Source organism: Nakamurella sp. A5-74 (assembly GCF_040438885.1).
Taxonomy (GTDB): Bacteria; Actinomycetota; Actinomycetes; order Mycobacteriales; family Nakamurellaceae; genus Nakamurella.
In genome coordinates this window covers 2,255,907-2,275,712 of the sequence record NZ_CP159218.1, presented here as the reverse complement: position 1 = coordinate 2,275,712, position 19,806 = coordinate 2,255,907, and the positions used below count along the sequence as shown (strand labels likewise).

Sequence of the window (19,806 nt, the reverse complement as noted above, 5' to 3'; positions counted from 1 at the left end):
CCGTGCCCGCCAGCGCGACTCAAGGCCCACCCCGGCGGCCGTGCGTCCGGGGTGGGTCGTAACCGCCGGGTGGTGGCACCATCTCCGCCCGCACCCCGAGCAGCCGGATCGGTCGGTCGTCGGCCAGTTCCCGCAACAGTTCGAGCGCCGTCGCGGCCAACACCGATGCGTCGAAGGTGGGCTCGGCGAGCTTGCGCACCCTGGTGACGGTGAAGAACGGCGCGAACCGCACCTTGAGGTGCACCCTCCTACCGGCTCGACCCTCGGCACCGATGTCGCCGGCGACCTGGTCGGCGAGAGTCCTGATGGCCACTGCGATCTGGTCGGGGGACCGGAGGTTCTGCTGGTAGGTCGTCTCTCGACCGTGGGCCCTCGCGATCCACGGGGTGTCGTCGACGACGGCGCTGCCCTCGCCGCGGCCGAGACGGCCGAGGTGCGGCCCGGTGTTGGGTCCGAACTCGGCGGCCAGCGGAAGGTCCGGCGACCCGGCGAGCTGGCGCACGGTGGTCAGCCCCAGACCGGCCATTCGCTGGGCGATCCGGTTGCCGACGCCCCACAGTGCGGAGGTCGGCCGGTCGCCCATCACCTCCATCCAGTTGTCGCGGGTGAGTCGGTACATCCCGCGCGGTTTGCCGAACTCGGTCGCGATCTTCGCCCGCACCTTGGTGTCGCCGATTCCGATCGAGCAGTGCAGCCCGCTCGCCTCGAACACCGCTGCCTGCAGGCCGCGGGCCGTCGCCTCCGGATGGTCGGAATCGATACCGACGAACGCCTCGTCCCAGCCCAGCAGTTCGACGACGGCGCCGGGAAAGGCTTTCAGGGTGCTCATCACGACGGCGGATGCAGCCTCGTAGACGGGGAAGTCCACCGGTAGGAACACCGCGTCCGGACACTTCCGGACGGCGAGTTTGAGCGGCATCCCGGAATGCACCCCGAATGCCCGTGCCTCGTACGACGCGGTCGACACCACCGCTCGCTCGGTCGGATCACCCCGCCCACCGACCACCACCGGCAGACCGGCCAGCTCGGGGTGGCGCAGAATCTCCACCGCCGCCAGGAACTGGTCCATGTCGACGTGCAACACCCAGGGCGTCATCGCATCATTCTGACGGCAGGTCCCCAGGAACACGCACAGTCGGCGAGGAGGTGGGGGAGAGCCGGGGCTCGTCCCCGATCAGGCAGGACGTTGGACGCGAAGCTGCCGGCGACGGCCAGCACCACGATCAGCACGACATCCAGCATTCCCACCCCTCGGGTACCCGGTGCATCGTGGTGCTCCGACGACCGGTTGCGGACCGGCACGTTGCTGCCCAGCGCCGGCTCCCGTTCTGCAGTCAGTTACGAACCCAGAACTCGATGGAGTCAGCCGGCACCGTGATGTTGAGTACCGGGCCCGGCTTGCTGCCCAGTGGCTGCGTGTTGGTGGTCGGGCCGTAGCGGAATCCAGAGAATCCGCTCGAGGTGGACGTGTCGACGGTGTAGCTGAAGGACTGCGTGGTGCTGCGATTCGTCACGGCGAACACAGGTTTGCCCTGCGGGGTGGTCCAGGCCATGATCCGCTGGTCCTTGAGGACGGCCGGTTCGTCGACCTGGATGCGCCGTGAGTCCCAGGGCATGAAGCGCACGAAGCCTGCGACGGCGTTCCAGTTGGCATCGTTGAAGACCCAATGACCGGGAGCAATGTCGGGGAAACGGCTGAAGTCGGTGTCCGAAGGTGGACGCCAGTAACCGAGTCCGTAGCCGGGTGACTCGCTGTTGGTCGTGGGTTTGAGGGCGTGCAACCAGAACCAGGTCGGTGCGCTCTGGAAGGTCATCCAGTTCATGATCGACTGGGCCGTATTGACGCAGCGAAGGTTGTTGTCCAAGTACTCGAACTCGTTGTTGAACACCGTCTTACCGCGGGCAGGGCCGACGAAGTCGTGGTCGATCTGGTAGTTGCTGTCATAGCCGATGCGGTGATAGGTCCAAGCGTCGACCTGCGCGAGCGTGGTCGGGTCGGCGAGGATCTGGGCGGATCCTTTCCCGGACCACCCGTTCGAGCTGTCGGCCGTGACGATGATGCTCGGGTCGATCGCGTGAATCTTCGGGGCCGCCCGGCGGAACGTCTGATGATAGAGCTCGTCGGTGTAGGTGCAGCTGCTGTAGGACGTGGAGTACTCCGGTTCGTTCTGCAGGCCCCACATGCGAACGGGAATGCCGTGGTCGCGGAGGTAGCGGACGTCAGTGGCCAGCGCGGAGGTGAACTGATCCAGGAACGTGCCGTCGGTAGCTCGCAGGGTTCCGCCGATGAATGAGTTGTTGCTCTTCCAGGCGGGGGCGGGAGACCAGTACTCGGCCGAGACCCCTTCGATGTTCGCATCGGCGATCAACGAGGCAAGTCCTGCTGCCTGACCGGAGAACCGCTCGGTCATCTGGGTGCCGGCGGCGTTGGTGCCCCGCAAGTACAGGCCCAGGGCCAGGCGGCAATAGCGAAATCCCCGGTCGGGGCGCACCTTGAGCATCTGCTCGACCAGACGGTCCCGCTCGGCCGCCGTCAGGTCGAAAGGAACCGAGCTGGTCGAAGCGGGCAGACCACTGCTACCGGACCCGATGGAGTCGGACTGGATCTCGAATCCCAAGCCCCACAGAGTTTGTCGCGGCTGGTCGAGTCGTATCCGGTACATGTCGGCCGCGGCAGCCACGCCGACGCCGCCGAGGGAGGTCGCGGTAGCGAGCCCACCTACGGCCGCACCTCGCAGGACGGAACGACGGGACAATCCACGCTGGTCATCGGTCATCGATTCATAGTATCCGATATCTGACTGACCGGCTATCGCTCGAGGGGCCGGACGGCTGCGTAGAGCCGCCGGATCCCATCGTGACGACCACCGTCGAGGGTCCCATGGCCTCGAGAGCCTGCAGCAGGGTGATGGTCATCGTCGGTACACCGTGTATCGGTCGACGACGTTCTCGTCGAGTTCGATGCCCAGGCCAGGACCGGTCGGGACGTGCAGCTGACCGTCGGCGAAGGTCGGCGGGTTCACCAGCAGGGCCTCGCGCAGCGCGTTGGGCAGCCGGTTGTACTCGTAGGTCCGCAGGTTCGGGGTGGCCGCGCACAGTTGTAATGCCGCGGCCAGACTGACGCCCGAACCCACACCGTGGGGTGCGATGTCGACGTGATGCGCCGAGGCGAGCGCAACAATGCGCTGGGCCTCGGTGAACCCTCCGCAGCGTGCGATGTTGGGCATGTACACGTCGATGGCATTGTGCGCCAAACACTCTCGGAGATCGAACCGGGTAAAATTGGTCTCGCCGTTCACCATTGACAGGCCCGTCCGGCGTCTGAGTTCGGCCAGCCCTGCCAGGTCGTCGACCGGAAGCGGTTCCTCGAACCAGCTGATCCCGTTCTCCCGCAGCACTCGGCCGACAGCGGTGGCCGCATCCAAGGTGTAGGCGCAGTTCGCATCGACCAGAATCTCGATGTCCTCGCCGACAGCGGCGCGGACAGCGCGCAGATGACGGCCGTCCTCGCGGGCACCCCGACCGATCTTGACCTTGATCGCCCGGAACCCGTCGCTCACGTATCCGCGAGCCTGTTCAGCCGTGACGTCGGGATCCTCGTGCAGTGCAACGGGACTGGCGTAGCACGGGATCCGTTCCCGCACCGGGCCTCCCAGCAACCGGTGGACGGGCTCGCCGAGCAGTTTGCCCTTGAGGTCCCACAGGGCGATGTCGACCCCGGCCATCGCCTCGAGGTAGAAGCCGCGGGTGTGACCACCGGCCGCCTGCCCCTGGTACATCCGCTCCCAGACAGCGGTGGTCGCGAGCACATCCTGATCGAGCAGCAACGGGGTGAGCACCTCCGCGACGATCGTCGCGGTGACCTGTGGTGAGGGCAGGCCGTAGCACTCGCCAATTCCGACGGTGCCGTCGTCGGCGTGCACCTTGACCAGGGTGGCGAACTGACCGCGGCGCGGCAATACCTTGTGGCTCGCCGCCGGATACCTCAGCCAGGACGGAACCTCACCGCCGCCGGAGTACATGTCGTCGAAGGTGGCCGTGAGTGCGATCGCCTCGATCTTGGCGATGCGCACCGGGTCGATGGTCATGGTGTCCTCTCGTCCGGGTGGCGTGCCCGGTCAGTCGAAATAGAGCCCGCCGTTGACGTTGACGATCTCGCCGGTGATGGATGCTGCCCCGTCGGACACCAGGAACGCTGCGGTCGCGGCGATCTCGGCGGGGGTGGTGAATCGGCCGACCGGCAGCCGGCGGACCAGTTCGGCCCGTCGCTCAGGGGTGTGGGCCTGTCGGAGCAATGCGGTGTCGACGATTCCGGGGGCGATGCCGTTCACCGTGATGCCGGAGGGTCCGAACTCGACCGCGAGATTGTGGATCAGTCCGGTCAGCCCTGCTTTGGAAGCGGCGTAGGAGGCGTTGTCACCGTTGACCGGTGCGGACTTGGCGTTGAAGGAGGAGATCATCACCACCCTGCCCCAGCCCGCGTCCTGCATGGCCGGCAGGCACGCTCGCGAGCACAGGAACGGTCCGGTGAGGTTCACTGCCAGCACCTGGTTCCAGTCATCGAGGCCGGTGTCCAGAGTGGCTGCCGGCCGACTGATACCCGCGTTGTTCACCAGCACGGCGGGTGCTGCCCATCGTCGGGTGACGGTGGCGACCGCGTGGGCAACGGATGGTTCGTCAGTGACGTCCATGGTCACAGACATGACCTCGAACCCGCTGTGCTGCAGCGCCTGTGCCGCTTCCGCCGCGGAGTCGCCGAGATCAGCCAGCGCAACCAGCATTCCGGAACGGGCCAGTTCGGCTGCGATCTCCAGCCCGATGCCGCGGGCCGCTCCTGTCACCAGTGCCACCCGCTGGTGCGGTCGGTTCATGATGTGTCCTCCCGGAACGCGGTCGTCGTTCTTCAGCGGGCAGTGTCGAGAGCCTCACGGGCTGCGCCACGCAGGGACCCCCGCGACGTCTCCCTACCCAGGAGCACGGCCACCAGGGTCACCACGCAGGCCGCCATGATGTAGAAAGCGATGGAGTCGGTGCTGCCGGTGGCGGCGACCAGGGCGGTGGCGATGAAAGGTGCCGTGCCGCCGAAGATCGCGCCTCCGACCTCGCGGCCGGCGCTGACTCCACTGAAGCGCACCTGGGAATCGAACTGCTCCGCCACCAGGGCTGCTTGCGGTCCGAAGACCATGTCCTTGGCTATGGGCAGGGCGATGATCAGCGCGAGGATGATCAGGCCCGGTTTGCCAGTTTCGAGCAGGGCGAAGAACGGCAAGATGTAGGCAACGGTGAACACCAGGCCGATCGAGACCATCACCTTGCGGCCGATCTTGTCCGAGAGCCAGCCCCAGAACGGGATGGCGATGATCTCCAGCGCGGAGGCCAGCGCGATACCCCACAGCATCAGGCTGCGACTGACGCCGACGGTCTTCACCGCGTAGTTGACCGCAAAGGCCTGCACGCTGTAGCCGAACACGAACCCGGACACTGTGATACCCATCGTGCGGAGTACGGCTGAAGGCTGGGTGCGGATGATGGTGAGCAGTGGGAAACGCTCGCGGGTGTCCGTCTCCCGTACCTCCGAGAAGGCTGCGGTCTCCTCGATGCCGCGCCGCAACCACAGACCGAACACGACCAATCCGATGCTGACGAAGAACGGAATCCGCCAGCCCCAGGTCAGGAACACATCATCGGGCAGGAGCGACACCAGTCCGAACACCGCGCTCGCCAGTACGAAACCGGCTCCGGTGCCCATGGCGGGGATCGATCCGAACAGACCACGGCGTCCGGGAGGCGCGTTCTCGATCGTCAGCAGGGTGGCGCCGGCGAACTCGCCGCCGACTGCGATGCCCTGCCCGATCCGCAGCACCACCAACAGGATCGGAGCGAGCACTCCGACCTGGGCATGTGTGGGCAGCAGTCCCAGAAGTGCGGTGCTGATGCCCATGCCATACATCGTGAGGATGAGGACGCGTTTGCGTCCGACGCGATCGCCCAGGTGGCCGAGGATGACGCCGCCGATGGGCCGAGCAGCGAAGCCAACGGCGTAGGTGGCGAAGGAGGCCAGAGTGCCTCCGACCGAGGACGTGCCGAAGATCAGCGGCCCGAAGATGAGCGCAGAGGCCAGACCATAAAGGTTGAAGTCGTACCACTCCATGACAGTGCCGATCGTGCTGGCGACCATGGTTCGTCGGTCCGGGCGCGGGGGAGTGGTCCCCTTTCCTGCCGAGCGCTGCGCTGCTGCCGTCATACCGTCTACCTCCTTGCAGACTGACGTGAGCCCTCACGTCTCGGACGATAGTATCCGATATACGTCTCGGGTCAAGCCGCAGCGCATCGTATATTGATCGCATGGCGTCATCTTCAGCACTACCGGTGCTTCCGAGCAAGACCGATCAGGTCTTCGACCTGATCCGCGCCAGGATCCTGGACGGGCGCCTGCAGCCGGATCAGCGCATCAGCATGGACGAACTGTCCCGCGAGCTCGGAGTCAGCAAGATTCCGGTCCGCGAAGCAATCGGTCGACTGGAAGCGCTCGGCTTCGTCACCAACAAACAGCACGCCGGCCCCGCCGTGGCGGCGGTGGACATCCGTCAGCTCAACGGTGCCTACCTCGCCCGCGCCGAGCTGGAGCCGCTCATCGCCAGACTTGCCGCTCAGAACGCGTCGGTCGCGAGCGTCCGGAGCCTTGCGGTCGTACACAAACACATGAGTGCGGCGCTCGCCAACGGCCGACACCAACTTCTGGCAGATCTCAACTCCGAGTTCCACGCCGGGCTCGCGGCCATGACCGGATACGCGATCCTCGGCGAGATCGATGAAGCGCTGTTGCTGGCAGTGCGTCGCTACCGGGTCATTGATCCGCTCACCACGGACAACTGGGCCCGCGTGGTGCGAGAGCACGAGATCATCCTGGACGCGGTCAGAGCCGGGGACGGCACTGCAGCCGCCGCAGCCGCTCGCCATCACGCTGAATCGCAAGCGGGCCTCGAGTTCGACCCTCAGCCATAGGTGCACACGCCCGCAGCAGGGCGGATGCGTCTGTGGCGGGCTCGGTAGGAGATGAGGAGGGGAGTGGGCGTGACGGTGAGAGAACAGGGCTTCGATCGTCTGGCCGAACCGTTCCGCCGGGAGCTGCTGGCGTACTGCTATCGAATGCTCGGCTCATGACGCCGAGGACCTGGTCCAGGAGACCTACCTGCGGGCATGGCGGGCGCGTGAGCAGTACGACGACACCCGCAGCTCACTGCGCACCTGGCTCTACCGGATCGCGACGAACGCCTGCCTGACCGCCCTGGAGGCCCGCGGCCGCCGGCCCCTGCCTTCGGGGCTGGTGGCGGCGTCGGACCCGCTCGGTCCGCTCGTCCCTGGAGAGAACGCCGCGTGGCTTCAGCCCTTACCTGACGCGATGCTGGAAGCGGGCGATCCGGCCGGGGTGGTGATCGACCGCAGCGGCCTGCGCCTGGCATTCGCCGCCGCCTTGCAGCACCTGTCGGCGCGGCAGCGCGGGGCGCTGATCCTGCGTGACGTGCTCAGCTTCTCCGCCTCCGAGACAGCGGAGATCCTCGGCACGACGGCCGTGTCGGTGAACAGCTCCCTGCAACGGGCGCGCACCCGGCTCCGGGGGCTCGAGGTTCGGCAGCAATCTCTCAGCGAACCTTCCGCGGCCGAGCAGCGCGCCTGGGTCGATCGCTACATGAAAGCGTTCGAGCACGCCGATATCGAGGGTCTCAAGCGGCTGCTCACCGAGGACGTTCTCATGGAGATGCCGCCGGTGCTCAACTGGTTCGTCGGCCGCAGCAACTACGGACTGTTCATGGAGTGGGTCTTCGAGAAGGCCGGGACGGACTGGCACCTGGAGGCCGTCGCGGCCAATGGCCAACCCGGATTCGCCGCCTACCGACGCGTCGGGGCCGGGTACGAGCTGCACACGCTCCAGATCTTCACCGTCACCACCCAGGGCATCAGCCGGAACTCGGTGTTCCAGGAGCCCGAGGTCTTCGCATCGTTCGGTCTGGCGCCCCGACTCGACGCCCCAGGCGACGTCCACCTCGGGGACGGCAGGTAGTCCACGCTCAACATCTCTTTCCGCCGACGCGATGAATTCCGACTGCACGGCCGGTACGTATTGGTGAGTTCGCCGGACACCTCGGGCGAGCCGCTCACCAGGGAGAATTCGATGTCAGACAGTCGTGCAGAAGACCGGGCCGCGATCAAGGCCGTGATGGTCGACTCCTACAAGGCATGGGAGGCCGGGGACGCCGACGGGATGGTCGCCAGGTACACCGCCGATGCGACCGCCATCGTGACCGGATCGCTTCGCAACAGCCGTGACTCCATCCGCGAGAACATGGCCCTCGGCTTCGCAGGGCCCCTGAAAGGCAGCTCGATCTCCAACGATCTGCTCAGCATCCGATTCGTCGGCCGCGACGGCGCGATTGTGGTCAGCGAGTCCGGCATCCTGTTCGCGGGCCAAACCGAGGTCCCGGACGCGGGCAAGGTGAACTGCACCTGGGTTCTCGAGAAGCGGGATCGCCGGTGGATGATTGCCGCCTATCACAACAGCCCGGTGCTGTCGCCTGGCCAGGTCGGGTCCGCGCTGGTCGGGAGCTTGTGAGTGCTGACGATCTCGGCGGCGACGGCGCTGAGTTTGGTGTTCGACTGTTGAGACAGGCGGCGGAGCACGTCGAAAGACGTGCTGGAATCGACACCGTGGGCTCTCATGATGATGCCCTGGGCCTGGCCGATGAGGTGCCGTGCGTCCACGGCTTTCCACACGTGCGCGTCGTGCTCGACTCGTTCGGTGACATCCACCTGGTAGCCGATGAGATGGCTGATGCGGCCATCGGCGTCCTGCACCGGAGTCACAGTCACCTCGTTCCAGAACGGCGTGCCGTCGCGTCTGTAGTTGAGCAGGACAGTGCACACCTCCCGCCCGGCGTGCACCGCCTCGGAAAGCTCGGCCACCGCGGCTGGGTCGGTGTCCGGACCCTGCAGGAACCGGCAATTGCGCCCGAGTACCGCGGAGGAGTCGTATCCCGTCAGCTCCAAGAACGCCTTGTTGGTGTACACCAGCGGGGCGTCCGGTGAGCCGGCGTCGGCAATGGTGATGCTCTGAGCCGCGGCGACCGCGCGCATCAGCACCAACGGCAAGGCGTCGGGCGGGATGGTCGACCATCCTGCAAGTTCGGTCACGAGGCACAGTGTGCATCCGCAGCGGCGGCTCGCCAACCCCAGGACCTGTCGCTCCGGCAGAATCCGAGGCGTCAGTGGTACCGCTCCGCGCTGAAGGGCGTGCCACCCAGGCAGATTTCAGGCGCCACCCGACACAATCGGTGATGCCTCAACTGTGACGCTTCCGCCTGCAGCGCCATCGTCCACGCCCTCGTGACCGGGATCGGACTGCTGGGGCTCGCCTGACAGTCCGACCAGAGCTTTCGGATGCCTTCCATGAGTCCCTGAACTGGCCTCGAGCGACAGTGCGACCTCGAACATTGCCGGTTGCCAGCAGGGATTCGTCGACTCGACCACGGAACGGCTGCGGGTCGGGTCGATCTGATTCGGCTTGCGGGCTGCGGAAAGCGGGGCCTTGTCCGGTGGCGACGAGCGCGTTGGCGATCGCGAGCGCAACCCAGAGCCCCGCTCCGGCGCCGAGCACGATCCGAATCCTGGATTCACGCTGACCATCGGCGCCGCAGCTGGGCGGACGTGCAGAAAGGCTCCCAGCGCCCCTGCGTCTCACCGGTGATACACTCGGGCAGATGGAGTCAGTGAGTGTCCGAGACCTGCGCAATCACGGGGGAGAGGTCCTCGACCGCGTCGTCCGCGGCGAGGCCATGGTGGTGACGCGCGATGGCGCCGAGGTTGCTGAGTTGCGGCCACGTACCCGCCGCAGCCCATCGCCGGCAGACCTCATCGCTCGGCGACGTCACCTGCCGGTCGTGGATCCCGACGCCCTGCGGGCCGATCTCGACGAAGTGCTGGACGCGACGCTGTGACCGGCCGAGGCATGTTGGACACGTCGACGGTGATTCTCCTCGGACGGCTCACCGATGCGTCCGCCCTGCCGGACGACTCGGTCATCAGCGCGATCACCTTGGCAGAACTGTCAGTCGGCCCTCACGTCGCCCGTACGTCCAGCGAACGCGCTGCCCGTCAAGCACATCTCCAGCAGGCCGAATCCGACTTCGACACCGTGCCTTTCGGACCCGAGGCGGCGCGTGCATTCGGCCGGGTGGCAGCGTCATTGCGCTCCGCAGGTCGGAAGCCCGCAGCGCGTGCGTATGACGCATTGATTGCGGCCTCGGCTCTGGCGGAGAACCTTCCGATCCACACCTGCAACCCGAACGACTTCTCGGGGATCGAGGGCCTCGAGGTCCGGGTGGTGCCTCATCCGGACCGTTGACACTCCGCCGTCACTGTCAGACCATGTCGAATCTCCAGGTGCTGGAATTGATCGGGGAGACGGCAGGCGCCTCACCCTGCTACTTGACAGCAGGCCACCCCATATCAGTTGTCCGTCAGGTTGCTGGAGACAGTGGTGGGCCAGTGTTCATACGCGGATATGCGTTCGGAACTCACGTCGCCAGGAATCATGGAGACGATTGCTATACAACAACGAGGTATGCGGCGTATCAAGTGGCGTGGGACGAGCTGAACGAACTCAATGTTCACTTAGCCGGCTGATCGGACAGGATTGTTCCGATTCCGCCCACGTATGAGACATCGTAAAGAGATCGCCTCGTCGGTCAGGGCCACGAGGACAACGTCGAGCAGCTGGACCGTGACGCGGGGAGAGGCGCAGCAGAGTCCATCAAGTTGCATCAGATGCAATACGCAGAGCTTTGGTTGACATAATGTACATTATCGGCGATGGGCTCAGGTGTGGTGACGCACGATGTTGACCACACATCCGTCCGGCGACCTCACGAGGAACCGCCGCACACCCCATGCCTCGTCGGTCAACGGATGCACGATGTCGTAGCCGCGGGTCTGCGCCTCCGCGTAGGCTGCGTCGACGTCGTCGGTCATCACCGAGATCACCGAGTCCTCGGGTGACGTGAGATCGCGCGTCACCAGTTGGACCTCGGAGTCGGAATCCGGCGATGTCAGCCGGGTCACCCAACCCAGGTCAAACTCGACGTTGCTCAGACCCAGGAACTCCCCGAAGAACTCCTGGGCCTGCGCCGCGTCATGGACCGGAATGTTGGGGATGACTCGGAGTGCTTTCATCGGTACCTCTCGGTTCGACGGCTCTTGACCCAGGATCCTGCACCCGCGGTGAATCTGTGTCGACCCGAAGCGTGCCACTACTGGAACAGCCGATCCCCGTCATCCTCCTACATTACGTCACAGTGACGGAACTAGGGTGGGTAGCGGCGCCATCGTCCGGACGGTACCGACGTGACTCTTGTTGCCCTGCAGCAGATCTCAGCGGTTATCGTCCGTTCACCACTGCAGACCTGTCATCGCCCGAGTTCGGTCCGCGCGGCGAACAGCTCCGGGAAGAAGGTGAGCTCCAATGCCTTGTTGAGGTATCCGACGCCACTGGACCCACCGGTACCGCGCTTGCCGCCGATGATGCGGGTGACGGTCCGCACGTGACGGAACCGCCAGAGCTGGAAGTTCTCCTCGAGATCGACCAGCTCCTCGAACGCCTCATAGGTCTCCCAATGATCACCGGGTCGTTCGTAGACATCGATGACGAGCGGGAGCAGTTCGGGCCGGAGCGTCCAGGGCTCACGGACATCGCGTCCGAGCACGGACGCCGGAACAGCCAGTCCGGCCCTGGCCAGGTGACGCCAGAACGCGTCGTACAAGGTCGGCGCCCCGATGAGGTGCGTCAGGTGCGCGTGCGCCGTCGGATCGTCCTCGAACACGGTCATCGCCCGCGGGTCCTTGTTGCCGAGGATGAACTCCACCGCCCGGTACTGCGCGGACTGGAACCCCGATGACGCGCCGAGCGAGTCGCGGAACTCGAGATATTCGCTCGGGGTCAGCGTGGCGAGCACGGTCCAGGCCTCGGCCAGCGTGCGTTGGATGTGCTTGACCCGTGCCACGCCCTTGAGCGCGCGCCCCAGGTCGTCGGCGTCGAGCGCCTCGACGGCGGCGCGCAACTCGTGCAGCACCAGCTTGAACCACAGCTCGGTGGTCTGGTGCTGGACGATGAACAGCATCTCGTCGTGGTGCTCGGGGTGGCTCACCGGACGCTGCGCGCTCAGCAGCGTGGGCAGTGCCAGGTACTCCGCGTAGCTCATCGAGCCGGACAGGTCGGTGACGACGCCGTCCTCCATCGGACGGGTGCCGGCGCCGGAATCCATGGACCGCACCATGTCACGGAGGGACGTCGAGGACAAACTCCCTCACCGGTTGCGACGGAGCTTCATCCTGCGGCGATACATGTCGGCGTCGGCCGCTTTCAGGACGGTCTCCCATGCCGACAGCAGCCCGGTTGCACATCCCACCGACATGCTCGCAGACCCCGGACGCTCGGGCTCGACGCCATCGATCAAGCGCTCCAGGAGTCCCTCCTCTGCCTGCGCGTCAGCGGTGTCGGGTACCACCACCACGAACTCGTCTCCGCCCCAGCGCACGATGACCGCTTCGGGGCCGCACTGCTGCTGGAGGTGGTCGGCGATGGTGGTGATCGCCCGATCGCCGGCCGCGTGGCCGTGGGTGTCGTTGATGAGCTTCAGACCGTCGACATCGGCTACCAGGATCAGTGCGGTACGTGGTCCAGCCGGATCGGACGACCAGGCCGAGATGTGTTGCTCGAGCGCGCGTCTGTTGCCCAATCCCGTCAGTGGATCGGATCTGGACAGCTGGTCGGAGATGTGCACCTGCATGGCCACCCGCTCGTAGTCCATCGAGGCCCGCGCCGCACTGACCAGCTGTTGGCGGTCCCGCCAGCGGTGGCGAGCGATCGCGAAGGCGTAGCTGAGCAGATCAGCGGACCTCTGCGACGGCGGGACTGCTGAGGCAAGGGCCTCATAGGCCTGGATGGACGCCGGTCCGCCGACCTTGTCGCCGGTGAGGGCCACAGCCTCGCGGGCCCACCGCAGCGCGGCCTCGTGATCGCCGCGCCGAAGATGCGCATGGGACATCGCTACCTGCAGAACGGCCAGGTGCGCCGTCGGCACCCATTCGTGACGCGCGAGGTCGGTGAGCTCTTCCAGGATGCTGCTCGTCGGGGCGTACCGGACAGCTGCAGCCGCCTCGAACAGTCGGCCCCGGCGCTGCATCTGGTGCAGCCCGTGCTCCTGTGCGATCACGTGGCTGCGGCGCGCCAGCCCGGCGGCGACCTCGTACCGTGGCAGGGCCGCTGCCTCGTCGTTCATCTGCTTGTGTTCGTTGGCCCATTCCAACTGCATCATCGAATGGTTCAGCAGCGCCTTCACCGACAAGTTCGGTTGGTGCTGCTGTCCTGCGACGGCGGCTGCGTCCGCGAAGTGCGGTTCGGCGAACTCGAACAATCGGAGCAACCAGAACCCGTTGCCCAGAGCGTTGTGTGCGGACGCCACCACCCGAGCGTCCGTTGCACCGGACGACGCGAGCATGAGTTGCGTGGCCCTGGCAAGGTCGTCCAGGGCCGAGTCCGCTCGCCCCGAGGTGGCGATCTCCACCTGCCCGAGCGAAGCGAAATGGTTCACGAGAGCTCGCCAGGACAGACCAAGGGCCCGCCAGTGCGGTGATGTCGCTGCTGTGATCATCCGTTCGACCTCGGCAGTCGCCTCACCATGGCGCTGCAACAGGTGCAGGCTCGAGATGCGTACGAGCATCCACCCCAGGTCCGCCGCGGGATCACCGCCCGGACGGGACGCCGCCAGTGAGCGATCAGCTCTCAGCAGGGCTGCCTCGTAGGACCCAGTGGTGTCTGCTGCGAGCAGCACGTCCCAGGCATCGTTTCCGTCCACTGCCCCTCTCGTTCCGTCATTGGAGCGCGATGCACGGACGAGTGAGATCCTGCGCCTCTCCGGACAGACACGGTACCGCCGCCGCTGCGGGCGCGTGCCCAGTCACGAAGACTCGTTGCAGTCTGGGTCATGAGTTGCGCGGGCCGCGGGGTTCGTCTGCGCGGCAGCTCGAGGCGTGCGGGGCACCGATCAGCTGACGGTGTCCTCGGACCCGGCCTCGATGGTCTCGCCCCCGCGCGGTGTCGGTGCGGACTTGAGGAACACCACGATCACCGCGGCGACCACCATGCTGATCCCGATCGCGATCAGCCCCCACTTCGGATCGCCGGTGGCCTGCTTCACCTTGCCCACCAACGTCGGTGCCGCCCAGCCCGACAGGTTGCCCAGCGAGTTGATCATCGCCAGCCCCGCCGCCGCCGCGGCCCCGGTGAGGAATGCCGACGGCAGCCGCCAGAAGCCGGGGAACGTCATCACCACGGCGATCGCGCAGATGCACATGCCGACGTACCCGACCCAGGGGTTCGAGGACAACAGTGCAGTCAGCATGAGCGCCAGACCCCCGACGCCGCACGGGATTGCGGTGCGCCAGACGTACTCATTGCTGCGGTCGACCACCTTCCCCCACCAGATGATGGCGGCGGTGCCGATGACGTACGGGATGGCGGTGTACAGCGAGATGACGAAGTTGTCGTTCGACAGGTGCCCCTTGATGATCGTCGGCAACCAGAACCCGATCCCGTAGAGACCGGTCACCAGCCCGAAGTAGACCAGCGACAGGAGCAGGATGCGCGGCTGCACCAAGGCCTGCCGCACAGTGTATTTGAAGGTGCTCTCCGTGCGCCGGTTCTGCTCGTCGAGAGTTGTTGTGAGCCAACGCTTCTCCTCCGGCTCGAGCCAGTCGGCCTGCTCCGGTCTGTCGGTGAGCAGCTTCCACAGCATCGCGCCCAGGATGATTGTCGGGATCCCCTCGATCAGGAACAGCCAGCGCCAGCCGTCCAACCCGAGGAAGTCGTGCATCTTCAACAGCAGTCCGCCGATCGGTGCACCCAGCGCCGTCGACAGCGGCACCATGGCCATGAACAACCCGACGATCTTCGCCCGCTGCTGCTGGGTGAACCAGTACGTCATGTACAGCAACATGCCCGGGAAGAATCCTGCTTCGGCGACGCCGAGCAGGATGCGAATGACGTAGAAGCTGGTGGCGCCGGAGATGAACGCCTGACAGCAGGCGACGATTCCCCAGGTGACCATGATCCGCGTCATCCAGATCCGCGCACCGAAGCGGTGCATCGCCATGTTCGACGGGACCTCGAAGACCAGATAGCCGATGAAGAACAGCCCTGATCCCAGCCCGAACACCGCGTCGGTGATCTCGGGCGGAAACCCTTCGCCGATCTTGGCGATCGCCACATTCGTCCTGTCCAGGTAGGACAGGAAGTAGCAGAGCCCCATCACCGGCAGCAAACGACGGGTCACCTTGCGGTAGACGCGGTCGCCGATCTGTGGATCAGCGCTGATTCTCTGTTCGCTCACGTCCGGGTGCTCCTTCGAGTCGATCGATCGCCGGTGATCGCCCGCACCGTCGAGGGACAGAACTGGGGTTCCGACAACGTGGGCCGGTTGGGAAGATACCCCTGTGCGGTCGGTCTTCCCACCCGCAGCGGTCTCCCGGTGAGCTCCTGCCGGCGATGCGCTAGCGTTCACCCCATGCGCGACATCGCCGTGTTCTCCGGCAGCGCCCACCGTGAACTCGCCGCCGAGATCTGCGCCGAACTCGGCATCCCGCTCCAGCCGTCCACCCTGACCCGGTTCGCGAACGACTGCCTCGAAGTGCAGCTGAACGCCAACTGCCGGGAACGGGACGTGTTCCTGATCCAGCCGCTGGTCGCTCCGGTCCAGGAGCACCTGGTCGAGCTGCTGCTGATGATCGACGCCGCCCGCGGAGCTTCCGCGGCCAGGGTCACCGTCGTCATGCCGCACTACGCCTACGCGCGATCGGACAAGAAGGATGCGCCGCGCATCTCGATCGGCGGCCGGCTGATGGCCGACCTGATGACCACCGCAGGTGCGGACCGGGTGCTGACCATGACGCTGCACTCCCCCCAGGTGCACGGATTCTTCTCCATCCCGGTGGATCACCTGCATGCGCTGCGCGAGTTGGCCGCGCACTTCGTCCAGTACGACCTCCGCAACACCATCGTGGTGTCCCCGGATCTGGGAAATGCCAAGGAGGCGGCCAGCTTTGCCCGCATGCTGGGGTGCCCGGTGGCTGCCGGCGCCAAACAGCGCTTCGCCGACGACAAGGTGGCGATCACCTCCGTCATCGGCGACATCGACGGTCGGGACGTCATCGTGCTGGACGACGAGATCGCCAAGGGCAGCACGGTGATCGAGCTGCTGCGGGTGCTCAAGGCACAGGGCGCGGGTGCCATCCGGATCGCCTGCACCCACGGACTGTTCGCCGCCGGAGCACTCGGCAGGATCGCCCAGCATCCCGAGGTCGCAGAGGTCGTCTGCACTAACACCGTGCCGCTGGCGGCGACCGAGGTGGCCGCAGGGAACGGGCTGCTCACCATCCTGTCCATCGCACCGGCGGTCGCCGAGGCGATGCGCCGCATCCACGACGGCGAGTCGGTCAGCGCGTTGTTCAACCAGCAAGGACCGATCAGCGGGCAGTCGCTGTTCTGACACCGATCGAGATCGGATGGGATCTCGTCGCGCTCCTTCGTCGCTTGCTCATTGATCCACCATGGTGGGTGTCGATACCCGGATGGTGTCGATAGCTCCTGGTACCACCGGATCATCGCCGTTGCTTGCAAGACCCGTTGTTCGAGGTCCCGATCGAGTGTTGCGAGGTCCGGTGGCCCAGGACGCCCAGACCGGCTACAGGGCTATGCGCCGCGAGCGCCAACCAATGAGCCACCGGCTATGGCGTCCCGGGACCACCGGGTGTTGCTCACTGCTACGAACAGCGAGGAACCACACATGACTACCACTTCGCATCCCTCGACCGAAGGGGTCCAGGACCGCCGATGGGCCGGGATCGACTGGTCCAGCACCGACCACGCGGTGTGCATCATCGATGAGGCCGGCACCGCGATCGACCAGGTGGTGATCACCCACGATGCCCCCGGCCTGCGGAAGCTGATCAAAGTCCTGCTCGCCGCCGGCGTGGAAGAGGTCGGTATCGAACGAGGTGACGGACCAGTGGTCGAAGCGCTGCTGCAAGCTGAACTGACGGTGCTGGTGATCCCGCCGTCGCAGGTGAAGAACCTGCGTTCCCGCTACCGCTCCGCCGGGAACAAGGACGACCGGTACGACGCGTTCGTGTTGGCCGACACGATCCGCACCGACCGGGCCAGGCTCACACCCCTGCAGCGGGACAGCGCAGCGACCGGCGCGATGCGCACCACGACCCGTGCCCGCCGCAACCTCGTCGCGCACCGCATCGCGGTGTGCAACCAACTCGCCGCGCACCTGCACCTCGTGTTTCCCGGCGCCGCAGGTCTTTTCAGCAAGCTGGACTCACCGATCAGCCTGCAGTTCCTCACCAAGTTCACGACCCAAACCGACGCGGACAAGCTCACCGAACGACGCCTCGCGAGCTGGCTGAAACACATGTCCTACAGCGGCGGCACCGATGTCGCAGTACTGCACGAGCGCCTCACCACCGCGGCCCGCGGTGTCACCGGACCGCAAGCCGCCACCCATGCCGCCACGACCCGCGCCTACGTCGCGATCCTGCAAGCGCTGATCACCCAGATCGCCGCCCTCGAAACCGACCTCGCCCAACAGCTCACCCTGCACCCCGACACCGCGGTCTTCGCGTCCCTCCCACGAGTGAAGACACTGCGCATCGCCCGCCTGATCGGCGAGATCGGCGACGCCCGCGGCCGCTTCCCCACCCCCGACGCATTGGCCGCCCTCGCCGGCGTCGTCCCATCGACCCGCCAATCCGGGAAAGTCACCACCATCAGCTTCCGATTCGCCTGCAACCGCGAACTACGCGACGCACTGTGCGACTTCGCCGACGGATCCCGCCACGCCAATCCCTGGGCCGAAGACACCTACCGCCGGGCCATCGCCCGCGGCCACGACCACCCACACGCCATCCGCGTCCTCGCCCGAGCCTGGACCAAAGTGATCTGGCGATGCTGGCAAAACCACGAGGCCTACAACCCCACAAAGCACGGCGCGCTACAGAAACTCACCCAACAACAAGCCGCCTGACAACCAGAGGTAGACACAGGGCACTCGATCACCGGAGTTCTCGCTCATCGAGCGACGCAGGAGTCGAGATCCCGTCCTGTGTCGAACGGCCCGCTCAGTCTGTCGGCGCCCGCAGCAGGGCCGGGAGCAGGATCGCGCCGTTAGCTCCCGGGGTCCGTGCCAGCGCGTCGTCGGGGTTGGACAGCACACACGCCTTGAGCGACAGGCAGCCGCAACCGATGCACGAGGTGAGCCGTTCCCGCAGCGATTGCAGCGCGACGATCTGCTCGTCGATCCTGGCGGACCAACTCCGCGAGATCTGCGCCCAGTCCTGCGCGCTCGGCGGACGTCCGCCGGGTAGGCGCCCCAACTCGACCCCGATCTCCCCGAGCGTCAGACCCACATGACGGGCAGCACGGATGAACGCCAAGCGGCGCAGCACATCCCGGCGGTAACGCCGTTGACCTCCGGAGGTCCGATCGGCCTCGATCAACCCCCGGCTCTCGTAGAACCGGAGCGCAGAAGGTGCGTGCCCGCTGCGGCTCGACACCTCGCCCATCGTCAAGGACGATTCCATCGCAGCAGCATAGTTCAAGTCGACTTGAACGACGCGGGTGGGCGGCTCGCTAGGATCTGTCCATGGATCCGATCGAAGCGCTCCGCCGGGTGTCGTACCTGATGGACCGGGGGCGACTCGACTCCCGACGCTCCGAGGCGTTTCTCAAGGCGGCCACGGCGCTGGAGGCGTTGGATCCGCAGGAACTGCGGACCAGGATCGACAACCGGACCATCACCTACGTCCCCGGGATCGGGCCCAGCACGGCCAGCGTCATCGAGCAGGCCGCCGCCGGCCGGGTGCCGGACCGGATCGTCGAACTCGAGGAGCAGACCCGGGTGCCGCTCGGCGATGGCGCCGAGCTCAGGCAGCAGCTGCGCGGCGACTGCCACAGCCACACCGTCGCCAGTGACGGCGGCGCCGACATCGCCACCATGGCCTCGTCGGCGCGGGCCCTCGGGCACGAGTTCCTGGTGATCACCGACCACTCCCCCAGGCTCACCGTCGCCCACGGGCTCACCCGCGACCGCCTGGAAGCGCAGCTCGACGAGATCGCAGCGCTGAACGAACACTTCGCCCCGTTCCGGATCCTGACCGGGATCGAGGTCGACATCAACATCGACGGCACCGTCGACCAGGACGACGATCTGCTGGCCCGCCTCGATGTCGTTGTCGCATCGGTGCACAGCAAGCTGCGGATGGAGTCCCGGGCCATGACGCGACGGATGATCGCTGCCGTCAGCAACCCGCTGGTGGATGTCCTCGGCCACTGCACCGGGCGCCGGGTCGAGCCGATGGCGCTCGGTCCCCGGGTGATCCGACCGCAGTCGGAGTTCGATGCGGACGCGGTGTTCACCGCCTGCACGGAGTCCGGTACGGCCGTGGAGATCAATTGCCGTCCGGAGCGCCAGGATCCGCCGGACGATCTGCTCACCCGCGCCGTCGAGCTGGGCTGCCTGTTCTCGATCGACACCGACTCGCACGCCCCCGGACAGCTGGAGTTCCTGAACTACGGCGCCGACCGCGCGGTCCAGCACGGCGTCACCCCGGAGCGCATCGTGACCACCTGGCCGATGGACTCCCTCCTCGAGTGGAGTCACTCGGAGTGACGGGCTTCCTCCGCGAAATCGGACG

18 protein-coding genes and 1 pseudogene are annotated in these 19,806 nt (G+C 66.3%); 8 read left to right on the top strand and 11 right to left on the bottom strand.

Annotated features, from left to right (window positions below):
* Positions 1 to 19: 19 nt before the first annotated feature.
* From ABLG96_RS10405 to ABLG96_RS10385, 5 genes are all read right to left on the bottom strand, one after another.
* Entirely contained in the window at positions 20 to 1,096 is a 1,077-nt protein-coding gene (locus ABLG96_RS10405) for a DNA polymerase IV (RefSeq protein WP_353651253.1), read from the bottom strand.
* A 238-nt stretch (positions 1,097 to 1,334) separates the two neighbouring features.
* Positions 1,335 to 2,777: a hypothetical protein gene (locus tag ABLG96_RS10400; protein WP_353651252.1), complete on the bottom strand. Its 1,443-nt coding sequence runs from the start codon at positions 2,775 to 2,777 to the stop codon at positions 1,335 to 1,337.
* 135 nt (positions 2,778 to 2,912) lie between these two features.
* Positions 2,913 to 4,088 carry a mandelate racemase/muconate lactonizing enzyme family protein gene (locus ABLG96_RS10395; RefSeq protein ID WP_353651251.1) on the bottom strand — a complete coding sequence of 392 codons (1,176 nt, stop codon included), beginning with the start codon at positions 4,086 to 4,088 and terminating at the stop codon, positions 2,913 to 2,915.
* 30 nt (positions 4,089 to 4,118) lie between these two features.
* Positions 4,119 to 4,871 carry an SDR family NAD(P)-dependent oxidoreductase gene (locus tag ABLG96_RS10390; RefSeq protein ID WP_353651250.1) on the bottom strand — a complete coding sequence of 251 codons (753 nt, stop codon included), beginning with the start codon at positions 4,869 to 4,871 and terminating at the stop codon, positions 4,119 to 4,121.
* Between the two features lie 32 nt (positions 4,872 to 4,903).
* Positions 4,904 to 6,178 (bottom strand): MFS transporter, encoded by a 1,275-nt coding sequence (locus ABLG96_RS10385; protein ID WP_353651249.1) that lies wholly within the window; start codon positions 6,176 to 6,178, stop codon positions 4,904 to 4,906.
* Positions 6,179 to 6,345: 167 nt separating this feature from the next.
* On the opposite strand from ABLG96_RS10385, the gene ABLG96_RS10380 reads away from it, so the two are divergent.
* The 3 genes and pseudogenes from ABLG96_RS10380 to ABLG96_RS10370 all read left to right on the top strand — a co-directional run bounded on the left by ABLG96_RS10380 (position 6,346) and on the right by ABLG96_RS10370 (position 8,611).
* Positions 6,346 to 7,005, top strand: coding sequence for a GntR family transcriptional regulator (locus ABLG96_RS10380; RefSeq protein ID WP_353651248.1), 660 nt, complete (start codon positions 6,346 to 6,348; stop codon positions 7,003 to 7,005).
* Positions 7,006 to 7,056: 51 nt separating this feature from the next.
* Positions 7,057 to 8,062, top strand: a pseudogene (locus tag ABLG96_RS10375) (sigma-70 family RNA polymerase sigma factor).
* Between the two features lie 111 nt (positions 8,063 to 8,173).
* The gene (locus ABLG96_RS10370; RefSeq protein ID WP_353651247.1) at positions 8,174 to 8,611 is read left to right on the top strand and encodes an SgcJ/EcaC family oxidoreductase; all 438 of its coding nucleotides are present in this window, start codon (positions 8,174 to 8,176) and stop codon (positions 8,609 to 8,611) included.
* On the opposite strand, the gene ABLG96_RS10365 is transcribed toward ABLG96_RS10370, so the two are convergent.
* Positions 8,551 to 9,189, bottom strand: a complete 639-nt coding sequence (locus tag ABLG96_RS10365; RefSeq protein ID WP_353651246.1) for a PAS domain-containing protein — start codon at positions 9,187 to 9,189, stop codon at positions 8,551 to 8,553. The genes ABLG96_RS10370 and ABLG96_RS10365 overlap by 61 nt on opposite strands.
* A gap of 566 nt (positions 9,190 to 9,755) precedes the next feature.
* Between ABLG96_RS10365 and ABLG96_RS10360 the strand changes: the two genes are divergently transcribed.
* Positions 9,756 to 9,992, top strand: coding sequence for a type II toxin-antitoxin system prevent-host-death family antitoxin (locus ABLG96_RS10360; RefSeq protein ID WP_353651245.1), 237 nt, complete (start codon positions 9,756 to 9,758; stop codon positions 9,990 to 9,992).
* 11 nt (positions 9,993 to 10,003) lie between these two features.
* Positions 10,004 to 10,399: a type II toxin-antitoxin system VapC family toxin gene (locus ABLG96_RS10355; protein WP_353651244.1), complete on the top strand. Its 396-nt coding sequence runs from the start codon at positions 10,004 to 10,006 to the stop codon at positions 10,397 to 10,399.
* A gap of 473 nt (positions 10,400 to 10,872) precedes the next feature.
* Here the strand turns inward: ABLG96_RS10355 and ABLG96_RS10350 are convergent, their stop codons facing one another.
* The 4 genes from ABLG96_RS10350 to ABLG96_RS10335 all read right to left on the bottom strand — a co-directional run bounded on the left by ABLG96_RS10350 (position 10,873) and on the right by ABLG96_RS10335 (position 15,440).
* Entirely contained in the window at positions 10,873 to 11,226 is a 354-nt protein-coding gene (locus ABLG96_RS10350; protein WP_353651243.1) for a VOC family protein, read from the bottom strand.
* Positions 11,227 to 11,459: 233 nt separating this feature from the next.
* On the bottom strand, positions 11,460 to 12,314 hold the full coding sequence (locus tag ABLG96_RS10345) for a tryptophan 2,3-dioxygenase family protein (protein WP_353651242.1): 855 nt from the start codon (positions 12,312 to 12,314) through the stop codon (positions 11,460 to 11,462).
* Positions 12,315 to 12,356: 42 nt separating this feature from the next.
* A complete protein-coding gene (locus tag ABLG96_RS10340; RefSeq protein ID WP_353651241.1) occupies positions 12,357 to 13,907 on the bottom strand; it encodes a GGDEF domain-containing protein in 1,551 nt (516 codons plus the stop codon).
* A gap of 189 nt (positions 13,908 to 14,096) precedes the next feature.
* A complete protein-coding gene (locus ABLG96_RS10335; RefSeq protein WP_353651240.1) occupies positions 14,097 to 15,440 on the bottom strand; it encodes an MFS transporter in 1,344 nt (447 codons plus the stop codon).
* A 174-nt stretch (positions 15,441 to 15,614) separates the two neighbouring features.
* On the opposite strand from ABLG96_RS10335, the gene ABLG96_RS10330 reads away from it, so the two are divergent.
* Positions 15,615 to 16,595, top strand: coding sequence for a ribose-phosphate diphosphokinase (locus ABLG96_RS10330; protein ID WP_353651239.1), 981 nt, complete (start codon positions 15,615 to 15,617; stop codon positions 16,593 to 16,595).
* Positions 16,596 to 16,892: 297 nt separating this feature from the next.
* Complete coding sequence (locus tag ABLG96_RS10325; protein ID WP_353651238.1) at positions 16,893 to 18,137, top strand: IS110 family transposase; 1,245 nt, start codon at positions 16,893 to 16,895, stop codon at positions 18,135 to 18,137.
* A 94-nt stretch (positions 18,138 to 18,231) separates the two neighbouring features.
* On the opposite strand, the gene soxR is transcribed toward ABLG96_RS10325, so the two are convergent.
* On the bottom strand, positions 18,232 to 18,693 hold the full coding sequence (gene soxR / locus ABLG96_RS10320; protein WP_353651237.1) for a redox-sensitive transcriptional activator SoxR: 462 nt from the start codon (positions 18,691 to 18,693) through the stop codon (positions 18,232 to 18,234).
* A gap of 62 nt (positions 18,694 to 18,755) precedes the next feature.
* On the opposite strand from soxR, the gene ABLG96_RS10315 reads away from it, so the two are divergent.
* Positions 18,756 to 19,781 (top strand): PHP domain-containing protein, encoded by a 1,026-nt coding sequence (locus ABLG96_RS10315; RefSeq protein WP_353651236.1) that lies wholly within the window; start codon positions 18,756 to 18,758, stop codon positions 19,779 to 19,781.
* Positions 19,782 to 19,806 lie beyond the last annotated feature (25 nt).

What these genes read in the sequence shown, in the direction of transcription:
- ABLG96_RS10405 (WP_353651253.1), bottom strand. Translation starts at nt 1,096, where the DNA reads ATGACGCCCTGGGTGTTGCACGTCGACATGGACCAGTTCCTGGCGGCG.
- ABLG96_RS10400 (WP_353651252.1), bottom strand. Translation starts at nt 2,777, where the DNA reads ATGACCGATGACCAGCGTGGATTGTCCCGTCGTTCCGTCCTGCGAGGT.
- ABLG96_RS10395 (WP_353651251.1), bottom strand. Translation starts at nt 4,088, where the DNA reads ATGACCATCGACCCGGTGCGCATCGCCAAGATCGAGGCGATCGCACTC.
- ABLG96_RS10390 (WP_353651250.1), bottom strand. Translation starts at nt 4,871, where the DNA reads ATGAACCGACCGCACCAGCGGGTGGCACTGGTGACAGGAGCGGCCCGC.
- ABLG96_RS10385 (WP_353651249.1), bottom strand. Translation starts at nt 6,178, where the DNA reads ATGGTCGCCAGCACGATCGGCACTGTCATGGAGTGGTACGACTTCAAC.
- ABLG96_RS10380 (WP_353651248.1), top strand. Translation starts at nt 6,346, where the DNA reads ATGGCGTCATCTTCAGCACTACCGGTGCTTCCGAGCAAGACCGATCAG.
- ABLG96_RS10370 (WP_353651247.1), top strand. Translation starts at nt 8,174, where the DNA reads ATGTCAGACAGTCGTGCAGAAGACCGGGCCGCGATCAAGGCCGTGATG.
- ABLG96_RS10360 (WP_353651245.1), top strand. Translation starts at nt 9,756, where the DNA reads ATGGAGTCAGTGAGTGTCCGAGACCTGCGCAATCACGGGGGAGAGGTC.
- ABLG96_RS10355 (WP_353651244.1), top strand. Translation starts at nt 10,004, where the DNA reads ATGTTGGACACGTCGACGGTGATTCTCCTCGGACGGCTCACCGATGCG.
- ABLG96_RS10350 (WP_353651243.1), bottom strand. Translation starts at nt 11,226, where the DNA reads ATGAAAGCACTCCGAGTCATCCCCAACATTCCGGTCCATGACGCGGCG.
- ABLG96_RS10345 (WP_353651242.1), bottom strand. Translation starts at nt 12,314, where the DNA reads ATGGATTCCGGCGCCGGCACCCGTCCGATGGAGGACGGCGTCGTCACC.
- ABLG96_RS10330 (WP_353651239.1), top strand. Translation starts at nt 15,615, where the DNA reads ATGCGCGACATCGCCGTGTTCTCCGGCAGCGCCCACCGTGAACTCGCC.
- ABLG96_RS10325 (WP_353651238.1), top strand. Translation starts at nt 16,893, where the DNA reads ATGACTACCACTTCGCATCCCTCGACCGAAGGGGTCCAGGACCGCCGA.
- soxR (WP_353651237.1), bottom strand. Translation starts at nt 18,693, where the DNA reads ATGGAATCGTCCTTGACGATGGGCGAGGTGTCGAGCCGCAGCGGGCAC.
- ABLG96_RS10315 (WP_353651236.1), top strand. Translation starts at nt 18,756, where the DNA reads ATGGATCCGATCGAAGCGCTCCGCCGGGTGTCGTACCTGATGGACCGG.